This is a genomic window from Marinobacter salinisoli, assembly GCF_017301335.1.
GTDB lineage: Bacteria > Pseudomonadota > Gammaproteobacteria > Pseudomonadales > Oleiphilaceae > Marinobacter > Marinobacter salinisoli.
On record NZ_CP071247.1, the window covers coordinates 3,529,889 to 3,553,836 of the forward strand.

At 59.4% G+C, this 23,948-nt stretch carries 28 protein-coding genes; 15 read left to right on the forward strand and 13 right to left on the reverse strand.

Going from position 1 to position 23,948, the window contains the following annotated elements; genetic code table 11:
- Positions 1-240 precede the first annotated feature (240 nt).
- The 3 genes from LPB19_RS16090 to LPB19_RS16100 form a co-directional block, all read right to left on the reverse strand.
- Positions 241-597, reverse strand: coding sequence for a translation initiation factor Sui1 (locus LPB19_RS16090; RefSeq protein WP_206643889.1), 357 nt, complete (start codon positions 595-597; stop codon positions 241-243).
- A gap of 24 nt (positions 598-621) precedes the next feature.
- The gene (locus LPB19_RS16095) at positions 622-1,152 is read right to left on the reverse strand and encodes a DUF4136 domain-containing protein (protein ID WP_206643890.1); all 531 of its coding nucleotides are present in this window, start codon (positions 1,150-1,152) and stop codon (positions 622-624) included.
- A 72-nt stretch (positions 1,153-1,224) separates the two neighbouring features.
- Positions 1,225-1,830: a YigZ family protein gene (locus LPB19_RS16100; RefSeq protein ID WP_206643891.1), complete on the reverse strand. Its 606-nt coding sequence runs from the start codon at positions 1,828-1,830 to the stop codon at positions 1,225-1,227.
- A 15-nt stretch (positions 1,831-1,845) separates the two neighbouring features.
- On the opposite strand from LPB19_RS16100, the gene LPB19_RS16105 reads away from it, so the two are divergent.
- Positions 1,846-2,055 carry a hypothetical protein gene (locus tag LPB19_RS16105; protein WP_206643892.1) on the forward strand — a complete coding sequence of 70 codons (210 nt, stop codon included), beginning with the start codon at positions 1,846-1,848 and terminating at the stop codon, positions 2,053-2,055.
- Here LPB19_RS16105 and LPB19_RS16110 read toward each other — a convergent pair.
- Complete coding sequence (locus tag LPB19_RS16110) at positions 2,014-3,333, reverse strand: sensor histidine kinase (protein WP_206643893.1); 1,320 nt, start codon at positions 3,331-3,333, stop codon at positions 2,014-2,016. The two genes, LPB19_RS16105 and LPB19_RS16110, sit on opposite strands and share 42 nt — an antisense overlap.
- Entirely contained in the window at positions 3,330-4,016 is a 687-nt protein-coding gene (locus LPB19_RS16115) for a response regulator transcription factor (RefSeq protein WP_206643894.1), read from the reverse strand. Before LPB19_RS16115 ends, LPB19_RS16110 begins: the two co-directional genes overlap by 4 nt.
- A 185-nt stretch (positions 4,017-4,201) precedes the next feature.
- Between LPB19_RS16115 and LPB19_RS16120 the strand changes: the two genes are divergently transcribed.
- Both LPB19_RS16120 and LPB19_RS16125 read left to right on the forward strand, forming a co-directional pair.
- The gene (locus LPB19_RS16120; RefSeq protein ID WP_206643895.1) at positions 4,202-5,368 is read left to right on the forward strand and encodes a GNAT family N-acetyltransferase; all 1,167 of its coding nucleotides are present in this window, start codon (positions 4,202-4,204) and stop codon (positions 5,366-5,368) included.
- A gap of 45 nt (positions 5,369-5,413) precedes the next feature.
- Positions 5,414-6,085, forward strand: coding sequence for a hypothetical protein (locus tag LPB19_RS16125; protein WP_206643896.1), 672 nt, complete (start codon positions 5,414-5,416; stop codon positions 6,083-6,085).
- Here the strand turns inward: LPB19_RS16125 and LPB19_RS16130 are convergent.
- Positions 6,072-6,287, reverse strand: coding sequence for a dodecin (locus tag LPB19_RS16130; protein WP_206643897.1), 216 nt, complete (start codon positions 6,285-6,287; stop codon positions 6,072-6,074). The genes LPB19_RS16125 and LPB19_RS16130 overlap by 14 nt on opposite strands.
- Here LPB19_RS16130 and LPB19_RS16135 point away from each other — a divergent pair.
- From LPB19_RS16135 to LPB19_RS16145, 3 genes are all read left to right on the forward strand, one after another.
- Complete coding sequence (locus LPB19_RS16135; protein WP_206643898.1) at positions 6,286-6,435, forward strand: hypothetical protein; 150 nt, start codon at positions 6,286-6,288, stop codon at positions 6,433-6,435. The two genes, LPB19_RS16130 and LPB19_RS16135, sit on opposite strands and share 2 nt — an antisense overlap.
- Positions 6,419-7,189, forward strand: coding sequence for a DUF3750 domain-containing protein (locus LPB19_RS16140; protein WP_206643899.1), 771 nt, complete (start codon positions 6,419-6,421; stop codon positions 7,187-7,189). The genes LPB19_RS16135 and LPB19_RS16140 overlap by 17 nt, the downstream gene beginning before the upstream one ends.
- Before the next feature lie 83 nt (positions 7,190-7,272).
- On the forward strand, positions 7,273-7,767 hold the full coding sequence (locus LPB19_RS16145) for a gamma-glutamylcyclotransferase family protein (protein ID WP_206643900.1): 495 nt from the start codon (positions 7,273-7,275) through the stop codon (positions 7,765-7,767).
- A gap of 81 nt (positions 7,768-7,848) precedes the next feature.
- Here the strand turns inward: LPB19_RS16145 and LPB19_RS16150 are convergent, their stop codons facing one another.
- Positions 7,849-8,790, reverse strand: coding sequence for a M14 family metallopeptidase (locus LPB19_RS16150; protein WP_228289142.1), 942 nt, complete (start codon positions 8,788-8,790; stop codon positions 7,849-7,851).
- A 95-nt stretch (positions 8,791-8,885) separates the two neighbouring features.
- A complete protein-coding gene (locus LPB19_RS16155; RefSeq protein ID WP_206643902.1) occupies positions 8,886-10,370 on the reverse strand; it encodes a hypothetical protein in 1,485 nt (494 codons plus the stop codon).
- A 292-nt stretch (positions 10,371-10,662) separates the two neighbouring features.
- Between LPB19_RS16155 and LPB19_RS16160 the strand changes: the two genes are divergently transcribed.
- On the forward strand, positions 10,663-11,586 hold the full coding sequence (locus LPB19_RS16160) for a M14 family metallopeptidase (RefSeq protein ID WP_206643903.1): 924 nt from the start codon (positions 10,663-10,665) through the stop codon (positions 11,584-11,586).
- Between the two features lie 104 nt (positions 11,587-11,690).
- Here LPB19_RS16160 and LPB19_RS16165 read toward each other — a convergent pair whose 3' ends face one another.
- Entirely contained in the window at positions 11,691-12,020 is a 330-nt protein-coding gene (locus LPB19_RS16165; protein ID WP_206643904.1) for a DUF3135 domain-containing protein, read from the reverse strand.
- 132 nt (positions 12,021-12,152) lie between these two features.
- Complete coding sequence (locus tag LPB19_RS16170; RefSeq protein ID WP_206643905.1) at positions 12,153-13,217, reverse strand: hypothetical protein; 1,065 nt, start codon at positions 13,215-13,217, stop codon at positions 12,153-12,155.
- A 158-nt stretch (positions 13,218-13,375) separates the two neighbouring features.
- Here LPB19_RS16170 and LPB19_RS16175 point away from each other — a divergent pair, with 158 nt between their 5' ends.
- From LPB19_RS16175 to LPB19_RS16195, 5 genes are read left to right on the forward strand one after another with little or no spacing between them, the layout of a single operon-like run.
- Complete coding sequence (locus LPB19_RS16175) at positions 13,376-14,383, forward strand: CobW family GTP-binding protein (RefSeq protein ID WP_206643906.1); 1,008 nt, start codon at positions 13,376-13,378, stop codon at positions 14,381-14,383.
- Positions 14,384-14,431: 48 nt separating this feature from the next.
- The gene (locus LPB19_RS16180) at positions 14,432-15,439 is read left to right on the forward strand and encodes an Acg family FMN-binding oxidoreductase (RefSeq protein WP_206643907.1); all 1,008 of its coding nucleotides are present in this window, start codon (positions 14,432-14,434) and stop codon (positions 15,437-15,439) included.
- Entirely contained in the window at positions 15,436-16,278 is an 843-nt protein-coding gene (locus tag LPB19_RS16185) for a DUF6544 family protein (RefSeq protein ID WP_206643908.1), read from the forward strand. Before LPB19_RS16180 ends, LPB19_RS16185 begins: the two co-directional genes overlap by 4 nt.
- Positions 16,265-16,702 carry a hypothetical protein gene (locus LPB19_RS16190; protein ID WP_206643909.1) on the forward strand — a complete coding sequence of 146 codons (438 nt, stop codon included), beginning with the start codon at positions 16,265-16,267 and terminating at the stop codon, positions 16,700-16,702. The genes LPB19_RS16185 and LPB19_RS16190 overlap by 14 nt, the downstream gene beginning before the upstream one ends.
- A gap of 60 nt (positions 16,703-16,762) precedes the next feature.
- Entirely contained in the window at positions 16,763-16,900 is a 138-nt protein-coding gene (locus tag LPB19_RS16195) for a hypothetical protein (RefSeq protein ID WP_206643910.1), read from the forward strand.
- A gap of 7 nt (positions 16,901-16,907) precedes the next feature.
- Here LPB19_RS16195 and LPB19_RS16200 read toward each other — a convergent pair whose 3' ends face one another.
- The gene (locus tag LPB19_RS16200) at positions 16,908-17,930 is read right to left on the reverse strand and encodes an AraC family transcriptional regulator (protein WP_206643911.1); all 1,023 of its coding nucleotides are present in this window, start codon (positions 17,928-17,930) and stop codon (positions 16,908-16,910) included.
- A 115-nt stretch (positions 17,931-18,045) separates the two neighbouring features.
- Here LPB19_RS16200 and LPB19_RS16205 point away from each other — a divergent pair, with 115 nt between their 5' ends.
- The 3 genes from LPB19_RS16205 (at position 18,046) to LPB19_RS16215 (ending at position 22,420) form a co-directional block, all read left to right on the forward strand.
- Positions 18,046-19,548: a flavin-containing monooxygenase gene (locus tag LPB19_RS16205; RefSeq protein WP_206643912.1), complete on the forward strand. Its 1,503-nt coding sequence runs from the start codon at positions 18,046-18,048 to the stop codon at positions 19,546-19,548.
- On the forward strand, positions 19,545-20,375 hold the full coding sequence (locus LPB19_RS16210) for an alpha/beta hydrolase (protein WP_206643913.1): 831 nt from the start codon (positions 19,545-19,547) through the stop codon (positions 20,373-20,375). Before LPB19_RS16205 ends, LPB19_RS16210 begins: the two co-directional genes overlap by 4 nt.
- Before the next feature lie 149 nt (positions 20,376-20,524).
- Positions 20,525-22,420 (forward strand): DUF3604 domain-containing protein, encoded by a 1,896-nt coding sequence (locus tag LPB19_RS16215; protein WP_206643914.1) that lies wholly within the window; start codon positions 20,525-20,527, stop codon positions 22,418-22,420.
- 39 nt (positions 22,421-22,459) lie between these two features.
- Here the strand turns inward: LPB19_RS16215 and LPB19_RS16220 are convergent, their stop codons facing one another.
- Together LPB19_RS16220 and LPB19_RS16225 are read right to left on the reverse strand one after the other, a co-directional pair.
- A complete protein-coding gene (locus LPB19_RS16220; RefSeq protein WP_206643915.1) occupies positions 22,460-22,771 on the reverse strand; it encodes an AzlD family protein in 312 nt (103 codons plus the stop codon).
- On the reverse strand, positions 22,768-23,511 hold the full coding sequence (locus LPB19_RS16225; RefSeq protein WP_206643916.1) for an AzlC family ABC transporter permease: 744 nt from the start codon (positions 23,509-23,511) through the stop codon (positions 22,768-22,770). The genes LPB19_RS16220 and LPB19_RS16225 overlap by 4 nt, the downstream gene beginning before the upstream one ends.
- Between the last annotated feature and the right edge of the window lie 437 nt (positions 23,512-23,948).

The following is a 23,948-nucleotide window of genomic DNA, read 5'->3' on the forward strand; positions in this document are numbered from 1 at the left end:
TTGTGTAAGTAAAAACCGATACACGACAAGCACGCCACGCAAGAAAAGCATTTCAATATGAAACCTGAATTTCAATTTGAAATGTTTATGGCAGACTTTTCAGCATGATACAAAGATGGGAAACAAGGCGAAGCGTACCATTAGCTTCACCCTGGAGAAGATCGACCAAGGCCGACACAGATAAGAAAGGTGTGGGATCAGCAGAAGTGCGAGCCCTCAGGGTTTTGTGATGGCCGGTTATCAGCCACCCGAACGCTTTACCGTCCAGCCCTTCTGCTGCAGGAGCGGCACCAGAATATCCCGCTGGTCGCCCTGAATCTCCACGACACCATCTTTCACTGTACCGCCGGTGCCGCACTTGGCTTTCAGGACTTTTGCATAAGCTTTGAGTTCTTTGTCGTCCATAGGGATGCCCGTCACCAGGGTCACGCCCTTGCCCTTGCGCCCCTTGGTTTCACGGCTGACCCTCACCACGCCGTCGCCCTTGGGCCGCTCAGGCGCGCTGCAACTGCATTCAGCCACAGGGTTATGACAGCCGGGGCACATCCGACCGTGCTCGGTGGAAAAAACCAGCCCCCCTTCGTTGCGCTTTTTCATTCCGGTCCTCTGTTGTTCTCCGGTTTATGACTCAGGCACCGGAGGGTACTGCGAAAACATTTCCGCTACCACTTCATCGATCAGTTCGCGGCGCTCGTCGGGTGACTGGCGCTCCTTCAGATAACGCTGACTGGCCGCGCGCCAAACGACTTCGTTCGTGGCCGTATCGATCAGTTCGATAACGAGCTTGCCCTCTTTCACTTCCCGCACCGGGGGCGGCGCTGCCATGCCCCAGCCAAAGGGCCCATTCCCAAAGCCGACGCCGAGGCCAACACCCACCTGCTCCAGCCGTTCTTCTTCGACAATTTTCCAGTTCACCAGCAGATCAGCTTCGGCCTGAGGCACCTGACGCAAGGCCTCGCGCTTCATTTCGCGGTCCACCGCAGTGCGAACCCGGCTATCATCGAGGGACACGAAGGAACCTTCGCCGGCATTCGGTGCAAACGCCCAGCTTCCATAGCTGCCGAACGGTGCTGAATCCTTGTAATCGGTAACCACGTTCGCCGCACAGCCGGTCAGAGCCAGCACCAGGGCAGAAATCATCAGTAAACGCATGCAAGGTCCTCCTTGTGGAACTCACGTCCTTTCAGTATACGTCCGCCAGAGACCGTCAGCGGTCCTTACGGATCAGTTATCGAAATGGTAGTCCAATCGCTGGGCATCGCAGAAAGCAATCAACGCTTCGGACAATTCCTCGGGCACCTGAAGGCGGGCCGTGACCCGATTACCGTAATCAACCGATTCAACTTCTGCCCCGTTCACTTCACACCAGTGCCGGATTGGCTGTTCATCGGCGAACTGCATGGTCACGGTTACGGCCGCCATGGGTTGCTGGACCACACGATCCACCGCCGACAGTACGCTCTCGGCAGCCCCGGCGTAAGCCCGCACCAGGCCACCAGCGCCCAGTTTTACGCCGCCGAAATAACGAATCACCATCACCAGAACATCCCCCATATCCTTGTGCTGGATGACGTTGAGAATGGGTTTGCCGGCGGTGCCGGAGGGCTCGCCATCATCACTCATGGCGGCTTCTGCGGCGGATCCCGGCCGGCCGAGCTGGTAAGCCCAGCAGATGTGCCGGGCGTCCGGGTGATCCTTGTGGGCGCTTTCCAGCCAGGATTTGACCTCTTCCCGGGAGGAAACCGGGACGATCCGGGCGATGAAGCGGCTTTTCTTCACTTCCGTTTCCCGCTCAAGGTATCCTGCGGGGACGGGGTAATCCTTGCTCATCTGTAGGTAAACCTTATGTCTCAAGACAGCGATCGTAGCAGCCCGGGCACAGCCAGCCCAGCGAAGATCCGGAAAGCCGCCTGCGGCATCCGGTTCGCAGACGACGAATTGCAGGAAGGTATCGACTTTTCCGGCGCCGCCGATCTCAAACCGACCGACAGTGCCACAGCCGAAGAACGGGAATCAGCCGCCGATGAAAGCCGGCAGCCGGATCGTCACGCGTAGCCCGCCGGACGCGCCCCGGTCGGCGCTGATCGTGCCATCGTGCGCCGCGACAATATCCCGGGCAATCGCCAGGCCCAGGCCCCAGCCCTGCCCACCACGGGATTTGTCCGCCCGGTAAAACGGTTCGAACAGATGCGGCAGGTGCTCGGCATCCACTCCCGGACCCTCGTCCTCAAACGCCACCAGCAACCATCGGTTTTCAGAGTCTGCACTCACATGCACCGCATGGCCGGGTGAGGTGTGATCCAACGCATTCTGCAGGATGTTTTCGAACGCCCGGCGCAACAGTTCGGCATCGCCAAGCACCGCGCTTCGGACCAAATCGGGCCTGGCTTTGAGCTGGCAGTCCACCCCCCGGTGCTCGGCGTAGTCTGCGGCGTCGCGCAAAACCTCATTAATCAGCTTCACCAGGCCAAGCGGCTGCCGCTCGATATCCCCGCCCTGCTCCGCCACGCGATAAAGGGTGAGAATATGGGCCGTCATGGCCTCCAGCCGCTCATTCTGGCGCAGAATGCTGGCCATCAATTGCTCATCACCGCCGCCATCGCTGGCCAACTCGATGGCAATCCTCTGGCGCGTGAGCGGGGTTCGAAGATCGTGTGAGATGTCCCGCAACAAATGTTTCTGCCGCTCCAGCAGAGTACAGAGCTGATCCGTCATGGCATTGAAGGCTGTGGCCAGCTGCCCGACTTCATCGCGCCGCCCGGCAATATCGTCACTCACCCGCAGTTCCGTCCGGCCACCGGCGATCTGGCGCGCGGTCTGTTCCATGTGTTTCAGTGGCCGGGAAACCAGCCGGGCCACCCACCAGCAGGCCACCGTGATGAGCCCAAAGGCCAGTGCCAGCTCGATGTAACGGAAAATTCCCGGGTCCAGCCAGCCCTCACCGGAAGACCGGGGCCAGGCGACCAGCCGGTATCTGTCGGTAATCTCAATCACCGCGGGCTGCTGGGGATACCAGCTTGAATTCATCCGGTCGCGGACGAAGGAAGGCAGCTGGCCGTCGTTTTCACTCTGATCATTCAGAATCAGATACAGACCACGCTCCTCGCCTTGCTGCCGCAAGAACCGCCAGGCCATGCGTTTATCCTGCCGTTCGCGGATTTCCACCGCTTCCAGCCCAAGATCCTCAAGCCCCACCTGACGCTCAATGGCTTGCCGCTCCCGGTCCAGCAGCACTCGGGTTGCCAGCTGACTGGCCAGCACCGTTACCGCCATTGCCAGCCAGATAAAAAGGAAAATTCGCCAGAACAGGGGAACCGACGGGGGCCACTTCATACCGGCACCCTGTAGCTGTAACCCAGGCCTCGCACGGTTTCGATGCGCGCCGGACCTTCCGGGCCAAGTTTTCTGCGAAGATTGCTGATGTGCATGTCCAGCGTGCGGTCGTAGGCTTCAAGGCGGCGGCCCAGGGCCCACTGCATCAGGTCGGTTTTGCGAACCACGCTGCCGGCATGGGCCAGCAGCACCTGCAGGACTTCGTACTCGGTGGCGGTCAGATCCAGTGCCTCATCGTTCTGGAGAATGCGGCGGTGGTCAGGCTCGACAGTCAGGTCACCGCAGACGCGCGCTGCGTTCACCTCGGTTCTCTGGTCCCATGCCACCCGGCGCAACAGGGCCTGCATCCGGGCCACCAGTTCGCGGGGATTGCAGGGTTTGGGAATGTAATCATCGGCACCGACTTCAAAGCCTACGATACGATCGGTTTCATCGCCCCGGGCGGTCAGCAACACCACCGGCAGATGGGTGTCGGCCCGCAGTTCACGCAAAACCTCCAGGCCATTGATATCCGGCAGCATGATATCCAACACCACCAAATCACAGGCCTGCCCCTTTGCCAGCGCCAGGCCATCATTACCCGTGGCCGCTTCACGGACCGTAAATCCCTGATTACTCAGGTAACGGGCCAGCAGGCTCCGCAGTTCGTCATCATCCTCAACCAGCAATACCCGGTTCTGCATCGTTTGCCTCCCACAGACTCCTTGCGAGTCTAACACGGCGGATTCAAGCCGCTGATTCCTGTCGCTTTGCTTTGCAGAACCTTTACATTCTGAGAACCTGGCAATGCTTTCTCACGTAAAACATGTGATCTCAGCCCTGATGTGACCTATGGTATGACCAAGGATGCCGAAGAAGCCTGTAACGGATGCCTGATACACAGCCCCCCGCCCTGACCCTGGACACCTGCTACTCGGTGGAAGACATTCCACGAGCCGACTGGGACCGACTCGCCGGCCAACAGAACCCGTTCCTGCGCTACGAGTTCTTTCAGGCTCTGGAGCGTTCCGGCTGCACCAGCCGCCTGACAGGCTGGGAGCCCAGCCACCTCGTCTTCCGGCTGGACGGTGAACTCGCCGGCGTGGCTCCCGCTTACCTGAAAACCCACTCCATGGGGGAATACGTGTTCGACTGGTCCTGGGCCGAGGCCTATCACCAGCACGGCCTGGATTATTACCCCAAACTGCTCATGGCCATTCCGTTCACGCCCTCTCAGGGGCCGCGACTGCTGCTGAAACCAGAGTTGCGAAGCATGCTGAAAGCCAGCCAGCTGCACGAAATGTTCGACACCTTGATGCATCAGCTGGGGGCTCACTCCTGGCACTTGCTGTTCCCCGATGCCCAGGACCGGAAACTGCTCGGCCAGCCGGAACAGCTGCGGCGACTCGGCTGCCAGTTTCATTGGCATAACCGCGGGTATGACACCTTTGACGACTTTCTGGACCAGCTGACCTCGCGCAAGCGCAAGTCGATCCGGCGCGAGCGCCGCCAGGTGGCCGAACAGGACATTGTGTTCAGCCGCCTTCACGGTCAGGACATCCCGGACGACGCCATGGAGGCGTTCTACACCTTTTACCAGGCCACCTACCTCAAGCGCGGCCAACGCCCCTACCTGAACCGGCAGTTCTTTGAATTGATTCGCGCCAACCTGCCCGAACACCTGCACATGGTCATGGCCCGGAAAGACACCCAATGGATTGGCGGCGCCCTCTTCCTGTCCAGTCAGCACACCCTCTACGGCCGCTACTGGGGCTGTCTGGAAGAGATTCCGCACCTGCATTTCGAAACCTGCTACTACCAGGGCATCGAACTGGCCATTGAGCTGGGCCTGAGCCATTTTGATGCCGGCGCGCAGGGCGAGCACAAGCTGGTGCGCGGGTTCGAGCCGCAGCTTACTCACTCCTGGCACGGCATCAGTCACCCTGGCTTCCGGGACGCCATCCGCACGTTTATCCGGGATGAAACGGCGCACGTGGACAGCTATTTTCAGGAGTCGTTCAGCTTTCTGCCCTACAAACAACAGGATCCGGATTAGCTTCTATACTGATACTTTGATGAGACTCACACGGACGCAGCCCGAATGGAAACGGACTCACTACTCAGTCTTTTTGAAGGCAACCACACAGCACTCATTATTGCGGCCATCGCCTTGTTGACAGGCCTTGTCGCCCTGGTCATGGCCATCACCCTGTCCCGCAGCGCCAACCGGGAAGTCGAATCCCTGCGCCAGCAAGCGCGCACACTCGGGCGCGAGCTGGAGGAGCTTCGGGTCGGCCATTTCTCAGGCAGCAGTCATCGCCCGCCGCCGACCCTGGGCGCCGACCCGGGCGCTGCCCGTTACGACACAGAGAAAGAAGCCTACAGCAAAATCTGGCCGCAAATCTGGCACTTACATGACCGCCTGGGGATCTTCATTCGGGCAATCGAAAACGGCGAGTCCGCCGGCGATCTTCGGCTCGACGCCCGCAACGCCGCGCTGGAGGCCAGACAGCTGCTGAATCAGAACCGCCCCTTCTGCAATGAAACCGTCGAAGAACTGGTGAGCCGCCTGATTGACACCGAAATCAAGGTCCACCTGACCGCCTGTCAGCATATGGACGTCTCGAAGGAAGTGTCTGACTCATCCTCCGACCACGAACGCCGGGTTCTGAAGGATAAATGCCAGGCCCTTTACGACGGCGAGGCCCGGGACCTGATGAACCGTCTGGTAGACGCCATCCGAACCCGGGTGATCAACGTCAACTATCCATGATCTTGAAGCCGATCTTCAGAACGACCTGATAGTGGCCCACCTTGGAATCCACGATATGACCCCGGGTTTCCACCACCTCGAACCATTCCATGTTGTGAATCGACTTGGCGCACTCGGCGAGGGCATTCTCGATGGCATCTTCTATGCTTTTTTTGGACGAGCCCACAATCTCGACTTTCTTGTAGGTATGGTGGTCAGTCATGATTGATTCCCCCGGTTTGCTGACAACAGCGTGGCTGAAGATACTCTTGAGCCTAGAAGACAAGCCCGATACCGGCAAACTCGCCGCAGCCTTCGGCGATCTGGCCGGCCGTTCACGGCGTAACCTTTGTCATGAAAGCAGCCTCTAGATTCAGCCTCTGGCTAGTCGTCAGTTTTGCGGTCATTCTGGCCGGGCCATTGTTGATGGCCACCAGTAGTAGCCTGCAAGGCGCCGAAACTTGGCAAACCGCCAGCCGGGAAAGCGCCGGACTTGCCCCCTCACCCGAGGACTACAACGGTGCCGTTGTTCACGTCTATGGCGCCCGGGCCTGGAGCTGGCGCGGGTACTTCGCGGTGCACACATGGATTGCCACCAAGGAACAAGGGGCCGACCACTACCAGGTTCATCAGGTCATCGGTTGGCGACGGAACGTAGTGAAGTCCGCACCCGGAGTTCCGGACCGTCACTGGTATGGCGCGCTCCCCAAACTCTACACCGACATTCGCGGCAAAGAGGCGGAAGCACTCATTCCTGCCATCTACGATGCAGTTGAATCCTACCCCTACCCCACCAAGTACAAAGCCTGGCCGGGCCCCAACAGCAACACCTTTGTGGCCTGGGTCATTCGCCAGGTGCCGGGACTCGACGTTGCACTGCCCAATCACGCCATCGGCAAGGACTATCTGGGGGAAAGCTGGGTGGCTGAAGTGCCCGGGGGCGCCGGCTACCAGCTCAGCGTGGGCGGTTATTTCGGATTGCTGGCCGGTGTTCGGGAAGGGCTGGAGCTGAACGTGCTGGGGCTGTCGCTGGGGGTGAACCCAATGGCGCTGGGGATCAAGTTGCCCGGGATTGGCGAGTTGGCATTGCGCAACCCGAATCCCATGGCGGAAGCCAGCCAGTAAGAGCCCGATGAAAAGTCAGCCAGCATTGCGCCCGCTGGTCGCTGGATCATGGCTGCTGCTGGCGTTAACCAGAAAAGGTTTTCATGCTCTATTTTGCATACGGATCGAACATGTCACTGGCGCGGCTGAGGGCTCGGGTTCCCAGCGCGCTCGCCCTTGGGCAGTATCGTCTCCATCAGCATGACTTGCGGTTTCACAAAGCCTGCCATGATGGCTCTGCCAAATGCGATGCCTACTTCACATCAAACGTGCGTGACGTTATTTACGGCGCCCTGTTCAATATTGATCCCGACGAAAAGCCCGTTCTGGATAAAGCGGAAGGCCTGGGCTTTGGCTATGACGAGAAAACGGTAGATGTCCTGGCCGTGGATGGCCGCCCGGTGCGGGCAGTGACTTATGTGGCCACCCATATTGATACAACGCTCAAACCCTATTCCTGGTACATGAACCATGTGCTCATCGGTGCACAGGAAACCGCTCTACCCCTCGAATACATAGAGACCAAGATGATCTCTATCGCCGTGGTTGAAGATGCCGACTCCCGAAGGGATGCCAGGCAGCGGGCCATACACGATTAACAGGCACGAGCAAAAGCCAGTGCATAGCACTGATGCCAAGGCAGTGGAAATACCAGGTGTCTGAAGCCCACGCGGTGGAGCCTAGAATATGGGTTCGCCCGTTGCTTTGACGGCATAGAACAGGCAATCGCTCTTGGCAATGACCGGGTTGGTGGTAATCATGAAGGCTTTGATGTCCTGGGCAGGGTAAATCTGCCCGTCCTTTACTTGAAGCACCTGCTCTACATCCTCGGCCCGGTTATGGCTGATCGCGGTGAGGATGCCGAGGCCCTTGTCCCCGATCCAACCCAGCGGCTCATCCGGTGAAACCACCCCGAAATTGCGGTGTTCAATGTCCGGCGGGAAGGTGAGGTCAGCGTGGCCGGAAGGTTCGAGGCGGTATTCTATGGTTGCCTCAGGGTCCAGCTCCACCCGGATCGGATTGCGCAGTACCGCAACGTCCCACTCCGCTTTTTCCAGCGACAACACGTCGGGTCGCGAGGTATACCGGACGAGCCCCTCGTAGGCCAGCTGGTGAGCCTGCTCATCCTGAGACCCACCGCACTCAATGGTCACCGTGGGCACCTCCTGCTCGGAATATTCCATCAGCGCGCCCAGACGAAGATCCGTCATGATCAGGCGATCGGTGTAGAGCGAGGTCAGCGCCTGATGAGCGGCGTCATTGGTGATGGTCACCGCGAAGGCCGGGCCGGTGCCTGAGGTGTTGTGCACATCCAGCAGGCATTCAGGTTTGGCCTTGCGCAGCTCTGCCAGCATGGCCTGTGCGATGGCGCCTTCCTCCCCGTCAAAAGGCTCTTTGAAACACCGATTGAGGTCGAGCCCGTCAGGCAGCTGTCGCAGTGAAAGCATAGGGGGAATCTTCGCGGGATAGACGCCACCGAGCAGAAACACCATGTTGACCTCGGGCGTGTGCTGCTCCAGTAACCAGCGGTGCAGCGCAAACAGCCCCGAAGGCTCATTGCCATGCAGCAGCGTTGACATGGCCCGGGTGCGGGAGCGATCCCGACCGGCAACGCGCACCACCGTGGGCCTCCTCAGCCGGTCCAGCCACTCAAGGGGTGATCGTCCCAAGGTTCGGGGCGACGGATTATTCAGGCAATCAAGAACATTCGAGTGGCTCACGGTGACAATGCCCATTCATGGAGCGGCCGGTTTGTCTTCTGGTTGGCCATGTAAAGAGACAACATGCTCCGGAATGCGTCATCGGGAGTCAGGGACTTGAGAAAAGACTCCGTGATGTGGCGCTGCCACCGCGCCCCCGACATATTGGTTTCAATGCGGCCTTCGATGATGCCCAACAGACGGGAAATTTCCGCCTCGTCCACTGCGGTGTGTTGCAGCGCCTCCCGGGCGCGCGGCAGCAGCTCTCGGGCCACGGTTAACAGGGGCACATCCTGCAACTGAACCTGGTCCTTGTGCGGCCAGATAATTTCTGCACCAATGCCGTATTTCGCGGCACGGTAGAAATTGTGTTCGGTGTAATGGAAAGGGAGTATCGACGTCAGATGGCGGATATCATCCAGCACCGCCAGCGCCGCTCCGATGATAAACAGTCCGTTGGCACACATATCAACGGCGGTCGGGCCCGCCGGCATGGAACGAATTTCGATGCGCAGATGGCCCCCTTCGGTGTGATCGTAGATGGCCCGGTTCCAGGGCCACGTGGTGCCCTGGTGCAGGCGCAACTCGGCCAATTTCGGCACCCCGCCACCATCGATCACGGCCATTGGATCTTCATCCGACATCAGTGGAATGATGGGCGGATACAAGGCACCGGAGGCCGCGAACAGCTCCCAGGCGCTGCGGGCCCAGCCATTGCCATAGTAAACCCTCGGCGGGTGGCGCCAGGTTTTGTGATTGGGGGATCGGCTGTCGATGGACTGCTTGAACAGGGCGATACGGGTTTCGTCCCACAGGTGATGCCCGAACAGGCTCGGCGAATTGCTGGCCAGGGCCAGAACAATCGGTGTCACCAGCTGGACGGCGTTGAAATAGTCGGCGAAACGATGGACGGGAACACGCCAGTGCAGCTGAAACGAGGTATTGGCCCCTTCCATGTAAACGTCGTCGGCCTGCAGATCGATGACATCGTTGCCACCGATGTGGATGCTGAAGGGCTCTCCTCGCTGCTCGATCAACGCTTTGGACAGGGCATGATAGCGGGGTTCGTCGGTCATCACCGACGCCCCCATATCGGACTGGCGAAGGGTGGGCAGAATGCCGATCGGTACCAGCTCCCCATCCATGGATGCGGCGTGCTGATTGATTCGCCTGATGGCAGAGAGTAATTCCTGCTCCGTTCTGCCAAACGGGTCGCCCTTGAACGGTTGCGGGCTGAGGTTGTATTCGAGGTTGAAGCGGTTGAGCTCAACCGTCAGCTGGGGATCCTGAACGCTGGCCGCGATTTCGGTGTTGATGGGTTGAACGCGCAGGTCAGAGTCTACGATATAAAACTCAACCTCGGCCCCAATGGAACTCTCCCCCTCACCAAAACCCGGGCGATTCAGAAGACGGGTCAGTGCCGAGAGGTCCGTGCGAACCTTGGCAGCAAAACGTTCAAAATCTTCCGCAGCAAATTCCGTTTTTTCGATCGACAGACCCACGGTAACGTCGTCTCCAGCGTTAACTTACCTAGATAGTAGTGGAACTTGGGCTCGGCACCAGCCCGGGCGCCCGAAACCCTGACATGGCAGAGCCTGCCCAATAATGGGAAAACGCCGCAGCACTGACAAACCACGCCGGTGCGAGTGGGTGATAACAAGTGCTCATCCGTCCGTTCAGGGAGGCACCGATGGCACGGCAAGCTTGCCCCGGCAGGTATCAGCCCGGATTGCGAGCTCAGGCGCGGATGCTAGAATGCCCGCCAGTATCGATCATCACCGGAGAACATTTGATATGAGCACGGCTCCTGCACCCTACCCAATCGGAACTCCCGGCACGCCCTGGGGCGAAGCGGAACGCGCCGAGTGGTTGTCACGACAGACCCGTCATCGCAGCTACGAGTCTGAGGTGCTGAGTGTGATCGAGCGTCTGGGCACGCGGTTTGATGTGGAAGAGTATGGCCACCTGAACTACGGCCACGAAACCTACCCGCTGATGGCAATCCGGAGCCGGGACTGGCGTGATAATTTGCCGGTCGTGCTGATCACAGGCGGAGTGCACGGCTATGAAACCAGCGGCGTGCACGGCGCGCTGCAGTTCGTCGATCAGCACGCAGGGGACTACGCCGGTCGCGTCAACCTGCTGGTCGCGCCCTGCGTCAGCCCCTGGGCATACGAGCGCATCCACCGCTGGAACGCGCACGCGGTCGACCCGAACCGCTCCTTCCGCGATGACAGTCAAGCGGAAGAGTCGGCGGCCCTCATGCGTCTGGTGGCCCCCATCCGTGACCGTGCCCTGCTGCACCTGGACCTGCACGAGACCACCGACACCGACGAATCCGAGTTTCGCCCCGCGCTGGCTGCCCGCGACGGCAAGCCGTTCGAGCCCGGCGGGATTCCCGATGGTTTCTATCTGGTCGATGACAGCAACAACCCACAGCCTGAATTCCAGCAAGCGGTGATCAAGGCGGTAGAACCTATCACACATATCGCGCCGGCCGATGACAAAGGCGAGATCTTCGGGTCACCCGTGGTGGCTCGGGGCGTGATCGAGTACCCGATTGAGCAGCTGGGGCTGTGCGCCAGTGTCACCAACGCGCCGTACAGGACGACCACCGAGGTCTATCCAGACAGCCCCCGAGCGACCCCGGAACAATGCAATGCTGCGCAGGCGGCTGCGGTGTGTGCGGCGATCGACTACGCGCTGGCGCACCGGTAAAAAGCATACACTGGCCGGCGCCAGGTGCCCGGCTCGGGAACGCCAGGGCGCTGCTGCCGGCCTTGTCGTTCCCTCGCTGAGCGCGACCCCAAAGGGTTAAGGCATCAGTCTGCAGACGACAGCGGCGGCCGGAACTCCAGAATGCGCGTACTTGCCGGCGCCGGTTCACAACCACCGCGCGGGCCTAGCAGCGCCTGCTGAAGCTCGAAAAGCGAATCGTGCATCATGCTCTGGATGTCCAATAATGCTTTCATTGGACTCCCCGCCACCCGCCGGCGGGACTCGATCACAAACTGAAGGCCTCTCAGACGAGGCTGGTTGCTTTTCGAACTGCTGAGGATGCACTCCTCAATCAGTTCGGCGCGCAATTTCTCGAAGCCTTCCGGATCACGCTGAGCCAGATCCTTGAGCTCATCGAATGTGGGCAACTGCATGACTTTCCTCCTTCCCTGGATTCCAGTAACAGGTACTGCACCACTCCTGTCCAAAGCCCCAGGCCTGCGGGGAGCAAAAGCCGGGGCTATCAGATTCAGTTAAGCCCCGGCGGGTAATGAAAGCAAGGGCGTTCAGTTTGAGGCGCGGGATTGCGCACGCCGGATGTAGTAGTTGATTGAGAAGGCGGCAGCACCATCCAGGTCCTGTTCGCCGTCACGCACTTCGGCCAGGGCATCTGCGAAGCGCCAGTCGTTCCAGGAGGCCAGATCACGCGCCGCCCACCCCGCCAGCGACGGATGGGTTTGAATCAATAGCGCGTAGCTGTCTGCAATGCGTTGCCGCAGGCTGGAACGGTTACGGGCACCTTGAACCGAGAGTGCTTTTACAACTTCCACCACGGCATCGGACTCGCGGTCAGCAACGCCCAGATAATGCCGCTCCAGCCACTCGACTGCCTCGGCCCCATCGATTTCGATCAGCGCCGTCGCCCATGCCGAGAGATTGAGCTTGAGGCCGAGCCGCGCCCTGCTTTCCATGGCCTGACGAATGATGCGCTCTTCCTCCGGCTGCGCATCCACCCCCAACAGCAGAATGTACAGCGCATGCCATTCGATGTACTTCAGATCGTTCAGAAAGCGGTGAACCTGTGCGGCGGGCACGACACTGTCGGCTTCGCGAATCGTATCGTAGGAGGACTGTCCAACTTCCAGATAGGCGAGTTTATGAACACTTTCGTCCTCACTGGCGAGATAGGGCACGAAGAACCTCGCCCGACTTTCTGCCCGCGCCGAGCGGTTCCAGGCCGGCGCGCGCATCACGATTTTGCGCACAAGTTCCTGGTAAGCAGGGGTCGCATATCCGGCAGAACGCCACTCGTTGTTGGCAGCATCAAAGGCCAGTGCCACGGAATCTTCGGGTCTGAGCGCCAGGCGTTTGCGGGTGGTGCTCGGAAGAAACAGATCAATCGGCGGCGCTTCCACGTCATCCTTGAGGACTTCAACGGCCGAGTACGAAAACGGTTGTTCCGGGTTCTCGCGGGCAAAGACCACCGCATCCGCGTGTAACAGCCGGTCGGTCCCGGTTTCCTCGGGGTACGGAATACAGACCATGCACGCCTCGACCCGGCTCACCAGCAGCGGCAGACAGATCAGTGCCAGGGTGGCAAGATAATGTGAGAGGCGTCTACACCTCGGCATCAAGATTCTCCATCGTCCAAGGGACGTTTGCGTGGCGACCAAACTGTGACCAAGGCTGGACAGGCTCCGCTGAAAAAGAGAATCTCAAGCCAAATCCAGTACCCCTCAGTTTAGGCAGAAAAGCTGCCCATGGTTCCCTACGGAGATATAACTTGCCCATGAACACCGCACCAGAGCCCATCAAGGCCGTTCCGACCAATATCATTACTGGCTTTCTTGGGGTCGGGAAAACCTCCGCCATCCTGCATCTGCTGAACAACAAGCCAGACAACGAACGGTGGGCGGTGCTGGTCAATGAATTCGGAGAAATTGGCGTCGATGGCAGCCTGTTTCAGGGTCAACATGGCCAGGATCAGGGCGTGTACATCCGCGAAGTCCCAGGTGGCTGCATGTGCTGCGTGTCTGGCTTACCAATGCAAATTGCCCTGAACCAGTTACTGGCCCGGGCGAAACCCGATCGATTGCTGATCGAGCCCACCGGACTGGGCCATCCGGCCGAGGTACTCCGGGCATTGTCGGCAGAGCATTATCAGGACATTCTCTCGCTGCAGAAAACCCTGACCCTGGTTGATGCCCGCAAGCTTGCCGATGAACGTTATACCCGGCACGACACCTTTAACCAACAAATCGCCATTGCCGATATCGTGATCGGCAATAAACGCGATCTGTATAAACCGGGCGATGACGAGAGACTCACCGAATACACCCGATTGCATGCCGGTGAACAGACACCAACGGTGCTCACCGAACACGGCATCATCGATATCGGGATGCTTGACGGTGCAACGTCCCCACTGACGACAGCAGCCCCGCATCACCATGCCGAGGAACCCTCGGAACTGCTCTCGGACGCCCCGATTCCGGATTGCGGTTATCTGAAGGCGCACAATCGTGGCGAGGGATACGAAAGTATTGGCTGGCGCTTTTCGCCGTCACTGTCTTTCAATCGCAACAAACTCGTGGCCTTCTTGAGAGGCGTAACGGCTGATCGGGTGAAGGGCGTGTTCATTACCGACGCGGGCATGGTCGGCTATAACGTAACCGCTGACGCTTTTGAAGAGACTAAGCTCGAGGATTGTTCGGAAAGCCGAATAGAGATCATCGGAATTGACCTGAGTGAGTCTCTCGAAACGGAATTAATGGCATGCTTGTCCGGTAGCGAGTAGGCCAAACGCTCGCCCAACGTTCCTCAACCTGAACACTTGGGGTGCACCATGAGTTATTCCGACAAGGCCCAGAAAACCTGGCGCCATGGCAACCTTGATCTTGCGACCAACGTCTTTACAGAGCTGGTACGCTACGCCACCCTGGCCGCTTCCAGCCACAACACCCAACCCTGGCGGTTCAAACTCGAGCGCAACGGCATCTGGGTTCTCCCCGATGTCTCTCGCCGCTGCCCTGCTGTGGATCCAGACGACCACCACCTGTTCGCCAGCCTGGGATGTGCCACCGAAAACCTGATGCTTGCGGCACAGGCCGCCGGGCTGAAAGGCCGTTGCCGATTCGATGCGTCGACATCCGGGGTATTCATTGAGTTTGAAACGGCCCCGCCGACCAGATCGCCACTTTTCGACGCCATTCCCCATCGGCAGTGCTGCCGGACTGAATATGACGGGAAACCACTCTCTGAAGCCGACTTGAAGCATATTCAGAACTCCGGCTGTGGCGACGGTGTGTCAACACTGCTGATCACTGACACGCGTGGAAAAGCGCTCGTCACAGGGTATGTCGTGAAAGGGAACAATGCCCAGTTCGCGGACCGAGCCTGGGCCAACGAACTGAAATCATGGATTCGCTTCAGCGCCAATGAAGCCGTGCAAACCTGTGACGGACTCTACGGCCCTGCCATGGGCAACCCGAGCGTGCCACGCTGGCTCGGTTTGCTGGCCATGAAAGCCACGTTTTCTGCGAACCAACAGAACAGCAAAGATCGACGCCACATCCAGAGTTCTTCAGCCCTCGCCGTGATCTACTCAGAGTGCGATGACATCCCCCACTGGATTGAGGCGGGCAGATGCTACCAGCGCCTGGCCCTTCAGGTGACGGCGCTTGGCCTGAAGACGGCGTTTATCAACCAACCCGTCGAGGTGGCCAATCTTCGCGGTGAGTTTGCCCGGGCAATCGGCATTGGTGACCGGCGCCCGGACCTCGCTGTACGGATCGGCCATGGCCCTGAGATGCCCCGTTCCCTGAGGCGGCCAGTGGAGGATGTTCTGCGATGAGCGCAGTCACTGTGGTACTGGTCGGTCTGCTTGCCACCGGCCTGTCGCTCTGCCTGTGGCGGCGAATGGACCACCGGGCTGATCATGATGTCATGCATTCACTGGCGGTCAGCCAGCCAGACCACCCACCCGTGTTTTCCGCCGATATGGTGGCTGACCTGCCGGACCCGGCCCGGCGCTTTTTCATGTATTCGATAGAACCCGGCACCCCGCTTTTGTCAGCGGCACGGATCACCATGGCCGGTCGTTTTGGTATGGGCGACCGGGAAAACCCCGACTATCTGTGTTTTTCAGCGACTCAAGTCCTGGCCATGCCGCAGGGCTTCGTGTGGAAGATGCATGCCCGGCGCGGCTTGATGGGACTCTCCGGTTCAGATAGCCACCGCTGGACGCGGTTCTGGCTGATAGGCTTCGTGCCGGTGGCACGCCTGGGCGGTGATTCCGACCATACCCTGTCCGCGTTTGGCCGCTACGTGGCCGAAGCCATCTTCTGGACACCGGCAGCCGTGCTGCCCCGCCCTGAAATCGTCTGGGAGGCCATCGATGCGGACTCTGCCCGGGTGACCGTCAGTCACCGAGGCATGTCTCAATCGGTCGACCTGACCGTGGGGCCGGACGGTCAACCGCTGCAGGTCCGTTTTCAGCGGTGGAGCAATGCCAATCCCGAGCAGAAATATCAATGGCAGCCGTTCGGTGGCTATCTCTCGGAGTTCAGACATTTCGGCGGCTTTCGCCTGCCCACCCACGTGGAAGCCGGAAACCAATTCGCCACGGACCGGTATTTCCCATTTTTCGTGGCGGACGTGACTTCGGTCGAGTTCTTGAATGGTGACGCCTGAGCACGGTCCTCATTTTGACCGCACGAGGCGGTGGGCGATCGCACACCCACGCCTGGGGTTTCCACTGATCTATCTGGGGTGGGCCTATCTCTTCTGGCTTCCGGTATTGCTGTCAGACGAATCGGTGTGGACACTGCCAGGCCTGGTGTGGTTCCTGCTGGGCGGTGCCAGCCCGCTGCTGGCCGGACTGGGGCTGGCGGCGCTGACCGGAGGTAAGAGGCAAGTCGCGGATCTGGCTCGCCGTCTGCTGGACTGGCGGCGCATTTCCTGGCGATGGTGGCTGATCATTCTGTTTTTCTGGCTGGGTTTCGATCTGGCCATGGCAGGGATTGCCTTCTGGCTGGGCATCGCCGAGTCACCTCTTGATGTTAATGGGTCGTTGTTTTTTCAGCCCGGCCCCCTGGTGGCTTGGAAAAAGGCCTGACCGATGTCCTGGCTGACACTACGTTCGCAGGCGGGGCGGAGTCTGCCCGAGGAAACCGCGGTGAGCATTGCGCCCGCCTTCGGGCCCGGGTCGTATCTGATTGCCCACGGCGGTAGCAGACAGCTCATCAATGGCCACCTCAAAACCCTGAATGACGAAGTCGAGCGTTTCGAGCAGTGGCGGGGCCAGAATTTCTGATGCCCGATTACTTGCCCTGATCAAGTGCCGTCCGGACCGCCCGCGGCGTCGCCCCGAACCAATCCTTGCAGGCACGGTTAAACGCAGACTGCTCGGAATAGCCCACCAGGCCGGCGATCTGGCCGAGTTTCAGGTTCGGCTCTGTCAGGTATTGGCGGGTCAGTTTCTTGCGCTCCCGGTTCAGCAACTGCTCATAGGTCACACCCTCCTCAGACAACCGGCGCTGAAGAGTACGTTTATGCATATTCAGGTGTGAGGCAATGGTTTCGCTGCTGCACTTGCCGGTGGGCAGCAGGGTGTTGATCAGCCGCGCGACATCCTCGGACAGGGTCTCGGCAAAGGGTGCCTGCTGGGAGGCAAGGTACTGCTCGGCCAGTTGCCAGGTCTGGTGATCGGCGCTGGCCAGGGGAATGTCGAACACGTCGGGGTTCAGACAAAACCCGCACCAGCTGTCATTGAATTGCGGCGTGCATCGAAAAACCTCCCGATAGGCCTGCTCCGAGCCCGCCCGCGGGTGTTTGAAATGCACACTGATCGGGTCAAAGCACTCCCCGCACAACAGCTTCATCGCCTGCATGGAGTTGGACAGGCTGAGTTCGTAGGCCTGGGGGCGATAGCCGCCGGCATCATCGTCGTCGATCAGGAAAGCGAAACGAACGCGCTGCCCGCTGCCGTTGCCCTCCACCAGTTTGCTCAGGGCCAACGCCGGGCTGTGCAAGTGCAGATAACGGGCAATACTGTTGATCGCAGCGCCGACGGTGGCTGAGCTTCGGGCGATGACGCTGACCGGCCCGAGAATATCCATGCCCTGATATTCCGCCAGTTTGAGGCCAAATTCCGGATAATTCAGTGCATGAGCAGTATCTTCAAGGAGTGCTGACAAATGACGGTAGAGGATGAATGAGCTGTCGTCGCGCAGCTCCATCGGCGGAATGCGGTACTTGCCCAGCAATGGCAGAGGATCACCGCCCCGCTCCCGGACCAGCTGGTCAAAGCCCCTGAGGTTGGTCACCCGAATCAGATGCGTCACGGCCACTCCTGTCGCAATATGTCAAAAACTTGTCCCGATTTGTCAAGATTGTCAAGCGTGGCTTTGGAATAGTAGGAACCTGTCAGTCGTATAAATGAATAACAAGGAGACGACCATGAGTGCGGAGCACTACGACATCATCATCATTGGCGCGGGGCTCTCCGGCATCGGCACCGCCTGCCGAATCGCCCGTCAGCACCCCGGCAAGACTCTGGCCATCCTTGAACGCCGGGACAGGATGGGCGGCACCTGGGATCTGTTCCGTTACCCGGGCATCCGATCCGACTCCGACATGGCCAGCTTCGGCTATAACTTCAAGCCCTGGTATTCCGACACCGTGCTTGCCAAGGGCCCGGATATTCGCAAGTACGTGGTGGATACCGCCAAAGAATTCGGCCTGTACGACAAGGTGAAGTTCGGCCTCAGGCTGGACACTGCGAACTGGTCGGGCACCGATCAGCAATGGACGGTATCGGCACTTCATGAACCGAGTGGCGAAACCAGAAGCTTTACCTGCAATTTCCTCGTGAACTGTGCCGGCTACTACAGCTTCGATCACGGTTACCGACCACACTTCGACGGCGAGGACACCTTCAAGGGTGCAATCATCCACCCCCAGCAGTGGCCGGAAAACCTGGATTACACGGGCAAGAAGGTGGTGGTGATTGGCAGTGGCGCCACCGCCATTACCGTGGTACCCGCCATGGCGGACAAAGCCGCCAGGGTCACCATGCTGCAACGCTCCCCCAGCTACATCATGGCCATGCCCGACACCGACAAGATCTCCATGCTGCTCGGCAAGCTGCTGCCAAAGCGGTGGGTTTTCCTGCTGGCCCGCAAGCGCAACATACTGATCCAGCGAGGGCTCTATCTGGCCTGCCAGCGCTGGCCGGAACGCGCCCGCAAGCTGCTGATCGCTCACATGCACAAGCAGGCGCCAAACATCGACATCCGGCATTTCACTCCGGATTACATGCCCTGGGATCAGCGCCTGTGCGCGGCACCGGATGGCGATTTCTTTGACAGCCTGAACTCCGGCAAGGCGAACATAGTAACGGACCACATCGAGCGCTTTGACGAAACCGGCATTGTGCTCAAGTCCGGCGAGCATCTGGACGCCGACATCATCGTCACCGCCACCGGCCTGGACGTTCAGCTCATGGGCGGGCTGCAACTGGAGCTGGATGGTGTGCCGGTGCCTTTGACTCAAAAGCTGAGCTACAAGAGCATCATGATTCAGGACGTGCCCAACTATGGCTGGATCTTCGGGTACACTAACGCGCCCTGGACACTGAAATGCGATATCGGTGGCCAGTACCTGTGCCGGCTGTTCCAGCATATGGACGATCACGGGTTCAGGGTGGCCACGCCGGTGGACCACTTCGACAGCTGGACGGACACCGGTGTCCTGGATAACTTCGCCCCCGGCTATATCAAGCGAGCGATCGAGCGAATGCCACGTCAGGGAAAGGCGCCCCCCTGGGAGGTAACGATGCACTACGGCAAGGACAAGAAGATGCTGGTTGAGGACCCGGTGGATGACGGCATTCTCGCCTTTCAGACCGCGTCGAAAGCGAGCTCCAGCGCCGACAAAGACCCATGGGCGGCAACGGCATGACACGGAAGCCGCAACAACTTGACGACCAGCTTCACGCCGGCAACGACAAACCACCGGTACTGCTCGTGCATGGCATGTGGAGCACCGACCAGACGCTGCACGAACTCCGTGATGCATTCGCTGATGAAGGTTACGAGGTCCAGGCCCTCTGCCTGCCCTATCACCTCGCCAAGGCCGATCACACCGATGCCTCCATGGCCGCTCTGGCCCGGGCCCGGATTCAGGACTACGTGGTCTACCTGGTGGAACAGGTAAGCGCACAGGCACGCCCGCCGATTCTGGTGGGGCACTCGATGGGCGGCGTGCTGGTTCAGCTGGTGGCCGCACGGGTGCCCTGTGCACAGCTGGTGGTGTTGTCCTCCGCGGCTCCGGCGGGCATCAATGGCCTGGGCTGGTCAGTGATCCGGACCCTGGGGCGAAATCTGGTGCGTTTTCCGCTCTGGGACAAGGTAACGGAAGTCGGGTTGGAGAATATCCGCTACGGCGTCGCCAACAGCCAGAGCGCGGAGCTTCAGCAGGAGATATTCGAGGGCTGTACCTACGAATCCGGGATGGCCACGTTCCAGCTCAGCGTGGGGCTCATCCTTCGTCGTCGCTCCCCGGCCCATGTGGAGGTGGAGCGTATCCGATGCCCCGTGCTGATCATCGGCGGCACCGCTGATCGCATCACGCCCATCCGCATTCAACGCCGCATCGCAGAGCGGTTTGGTGCTCAGGCCTCCCTGATCGAAATTCCGGGCTGCTGCCACTGGACCATTGGTGGCAAAGACTTCCCGCATATCCGCTCAGCAATGTTCCACTGGCTGGAAACCCTGACTGTCGCCTGACAACCCGTCGTGTAGCCGCTGCGGGGCAAACTTTCGCTGTCATCGGCAGCGGCTACACTTCCAAGAAGCTGTCTCTGCACAGAATCACGATTGCTGTCTGACTCTGTCCTTTCCGTACTTCTTAAACGAACGGCATGGAGCTCGAAGGCATGATCTCTCCGACTATCAGGATGGTCGCACCTCTTGTTTTGGCTTTTGCACTCGCTTCCACAGCAAACGCCCAGGCGCGTTTTCCAGAGGTAGACCCCGATCAGATCTATTCGCCTTACCCAGAACAAACGTTTCCGAATACGGTGTACTTTGGTGACACCCACCTGCACACGTCCTATTCCGTGGATGCTGGCATGGGTGGCAATACGGTAACGCCGGAGGGCGCCTATCGCTTCGCTCTGGGCTATGAGGTTGAAAGCAGCACCGGCCTGCGGGCCAAGCTCAAACGGCCACTGGACTTTCTGGTGGTGGCGGATCACGCGGAAAACCTCGGCCTGGCACCGCTGATCGACAGAAGCGCGCCAGTGGTTTTAGACAACCCGCAAGCAAAGCGATACCACGACATGGTGAAAGCCGGAAACGGGTACGAGGCCTTTCTGGACTGGCTGAGCCACCAAGGCAAGGCGGAGGACCCGATCAAAGACCCGTCGATGTCACGCACCGCCTGGAACGAAATTATCGATATGGCGGAAAAATACAACCAGCCGGGTCGATTCACTGCCATCATCGGATTCGAGTGGACCACGAACGTCGATGGTAACAACCTTCATCGGAACGTTCTGTTTCGGGGCGGCAAGGAAGCGGCTTCCCAGATCGTGCCATTTTCGCAGTATGACAGCCGGGATCCGGAGGACCTCTGGGCTTGGATGTCAGAGTATGAAAAGAAAACCGGGGACAGGGCGCTGGCCATTCCTCATAACGGCAATCTGTCGAACGGTATGATGTTTGCACCCACCACACTGACCACACAGGAACCGCTGGATGCCGATTATGCCAACCGCCGGAGTGAATGGGAGCCCGTGGTCGAGGTTATCCAGCCCAAAGGTTACGGCGAAGCCCATCCGTTTCTCTCGCCAAACGATGAGTTCGCAGATTTTGCCTTGATCGACGGTACCAATCTAAACGGCACTGAAGCCAAAACCGACGACATGCTGCAGTACGAGTACGCCCGGGAAGCCCTGAAGAGTGGGCTGGCCTATGAGGAAGAGCTGGGCGAGAACCCTTTCAAGTTTGGGATGATCGGCAGTACCGATGCCCATGGTGGCCTGGCCTCATCCGAGGAGAACAACTGGTTCGGCAAGGCCAACATCGTCGAACCCAGCCCCGAGCGCTGGAAAGACGTGCTGATCAAGTCGCCGGTCGACGACAGCCTTTCCATCAACGCGCTGAGTCTCAACGCGTCTGGCCTGGCGGCCGTGTGGGCCCGCGAGAACACCCGGGAGGCAATCTGGGATGCGTTCAAACGCCGCGAGGTCTATGCAACATCCGGCACCCGCATTCGGGTAAGGGTATTTGGCGGTTTCGATTTCACCGAGGACGACCTCTACAAGTCGAACCTGGCCGAACATGCCTATGAAGTGGGGGTTCCCATGGGAGGCGATTTGTCAGAGGCACCCTCGGATAAATCACCCCGCTTTCTGGTGCGCGCATTGCGCGACCCGGATGGTGCCAATCTGGACCGAATCCAGGTCATCAAGGGCTGGCTCGACGCTAAGGGCAACACCCAAGAGCGAATCTACGACATCGCCGTTGCCGGCGATCGCACGATCAACAGCGATGGCCGAGCGGAGGAACCGGTTGGCAACACTGTAGATGTTGATGATGCGAGCTACGATAACTCGATTGGTTCGGCCACTCTGGGAGCCTACTGGGAAGATCCGAACTTCGACCCGGATCAGCGGGCCTTTTATTACATGCGCGTGATCGAGATTCCGACACCTACTTTCCTGGCCTATGACCGGAAATTCTATGACCTGAAGGATGAGATGCCTGACGATGCGACTTACGTGTCTCAGGAGCGGGCCATTACCAGTCCGATCTGGTACACGCCTTAGTGCTGGACTTCATGGAGTGAAACAGGCGCAGAGACCAGATCACATCAGATAACGCACCAGGCCAGCCGCCGCGATACCTGCGCCAATGGCTGGCAGGGGCTTTTTCAGCACCAGCATCATGATGGCGGTGACGGACAGAGCCGCCAGCGCTCCGACATCGCCGGCAAACGCCATGGGCACCACAATGGCGATCAGCACCGAGCTGGCCATGGTGTTGATGAAGCTCTCCACCCTTGGGCTGATGCGCAGATAGGACATGATGAACACGCCCCCGAAACGGGTGGCGACGGTAACGGCGGTCATGATGGCAATGAGCGCCAGGGTGCCGACAGCAGTGGTTTCAATGGTCATTGGGAGTCACCTCCCGCATCCGCTTCTACCGCCGCAGGCTTTTCCAGCCAGAAGTAACCCACCAGTCCGCCAGCCAATGCGCCAGCCACCACGTGCGTGTGTGGAGGCAGCCACTTCCAGGCAGACAGCGAGGCCACTGCCGCCACCGCCCAAGCTGTGAGGGTTCGAACCGATTTCTGCTTGCCGCCCAGAGCCATGGCCAACAGGAAACAGCCCAGCACCATATCCAGCCCCAGGCTTTGAGGATCAGCCAGCAAACCACCGAAGTAAACGCCCAGCCAGGTACCGACAATCCAGGCCAGCCAGAGCACAAGGCCGCCCCCAAGGATGACCTCCAGGTTACGACGGCCGTTCTGGTAATCCTGGGCCGACACTGCCCAGTTGGCATCGGTCAACAACAGCAGCACGCCGTAGCGCTTGCCAGGGCTGAGGTCTTTGAGCATGGGGTACAGCGAGGCCCCCATCAGCAAATGGCGCGAGTTGATGGCAAACACCACCGCCATCAGCGGCAATACCGACACCTGGCCGCTCCACATATCGATGGCGGCAAACTGGGATGCGCCGGCAAACACAGCCCCGCTCATCAGCAAGGCTTGCAGTGGCTCCAGACCTTTCTGGGTGGCGGCCAATCCAAAGGCAGCACCGAACGCCACCACAAACAGGGAGATGGGAAAAAGCCGGACAAACTCCTGACGGACTTTGCAGGGCTGAATCTGGTAGGAAAACGATGCGGCAGACATCCTAAGCAAGCTAAGCGAGATCCGCTTTTCGGCGAATAGGGAAATACCGAACGACAGCTCAAGAATTGTTCGCCTCCGGCCATGCTGCTCTTAAACATTTCGTCACTTATTTTTTTTCTCAGGCGGACAAGACGTTATCGGCCATCCAAATCATCTACGCCTTTTTGCCTAAGTTTTGAACATTGACCTCCCCCAGAAAACTGACTAGCGTGTTTCCCGTCCAGCCCCAAAAGGGCAAGCCAACATCAACGGTGGACAATTGAAATCAGAAGTACGGCCAAAAGCCGGTCTACAAAAACAAGATGGCCACCCAAACCGTGATCCGGAGAGGTGGAGAGGATTTCAAAATGCCAGCAATGACCAATCGATCAGGACTGGTGCACCCTGCACGCCGACAGTCCCGCCGACCGTTTCCCAAGGCCATACCGGCCGACTCT